1 protein-coding gene is annotated in these 1,358 nt (G+C 68.1%); it reads left to right on the top strand.

Annotation, left to right across the window (positions count from 1 at the left end):
- Positions 1–1,358, top strand: a 1,358-nt coding sequence (locus ACWC9R_RS37055) for an acyltransferase domain-containing protein (RefSeq protein WP_450738282.1), incomplete at both ends; no start/stop codon positions are given.

The following is a 1,358-nucleotide window of genomic DNA, read 5'->3' as shown; positions in this document are numbered from 1 at the left end:
CTCATCCACTCCTGGGGCATCACCCCCGACCACCTCGCCGGCCACTCCATCGGCGAACTCGCCGCCGCCCACATCGCAGGAGTGTTCTCACTCCAGGACGCCGCACGACTGGTCACCGCACGCGGACGACTCATGCAAGCCGCCCGCCAAGACGGCGCCATGGCCGCCATCCAAGCCAGCGAAGAGGAAGTCCGCACCTCCCTGCTCCCCTACGGCGAGCAACGCGTCTCCATCGCCGCGGTCAACGGCCCACGCGCCACCGTGATCTCCGGCGACCAGGACACCGTCACCGACATCATGGACGACTGGCGGACCAAGGGCACCAGGGTCAGGCGCCTGACCGTCTCACACGCCTTCCACTCCCCCCACATGGACAGCATCCTCGACGACTTCCACCAAATCGCCACCACCATCACCTACAACAAACCCCACATCCCCATCGTCTCCACCCTCACAGGACGCCTCACCACCCCCGACGAACTCACCACACCCCGCTACTGGACCGACCAAATCCGCAGCACCGTCAAGTTCACCGACGCACTCACCTCACTACACCAGGCCGGCACCCGCGTATTCATCGAAATCGGCCCGGACACCACCCTCACCGCCCTCACCCGCGACACACTCGACAACACCACCGCCATCCCCCTCCTCCGCCGCGACCACGACGAAACCAAGACCCTGGTCACCGGCATGACCCAGGCGTTCACCGCCGGCGTGCCCGTCGACTGGCCCGCCTACCTCGGCCGCCGAACCACCACCCCGGCACCCCTGCCCACCTACGCCTTCCAACGCGAGCGCTACTGGCTGGATTCCGTTGACGCCCCTGCCGACGCCGAGGGACTGGGCCTGAGGACGGTCGGGCACCCCATCCTGGGCGCTTCGCTGGGTCTGGCCACCCGAGACGAGTACGTGCTGACCAGCCGCGTCTCGCTGCGCACCCATCCCTGGCTAGCCGATCACGTGGTCCTCGGCACCACTTTGCTGCCCGGCACCGCGTTCGTCGAACTCTGTGCTCGCGCGGGCGAGCAGGTCGGCGCTCCAGCTCTGGAGGACCTGACCCTGTCGGTGCCGTTGGTGCTGCCGGTGTGGGGTGGTGTGCAGGTGCAGGTCGTCGTCGGCGAGGCCGATGATGCCGGACGCCGTACGGTGGAGATCTACGCACGGCCTGAGCAGGACCGGCCGGACAGTGAGACCGGTGAGGCCGGTGAGGGTGAGCGGCCGTGGACGCTTCATGCCCGCGGACGGCTGGCCCCCACGGAGCCGTCCGCAGGCGAGAAGCTGACAGCGTGGCCTCCGGCGCAAGCACGGGAAGTGTCACTGGAGGGCGCGTACGAGCGTCTCGAAGAACTCGGCTA

It is taken from the genome of Streptomyces sp. NPDC001219, assembly GCF_053597915.1.
This window is presented reverse-complemented; position numbering and strand designations above follow the sequence as displayed.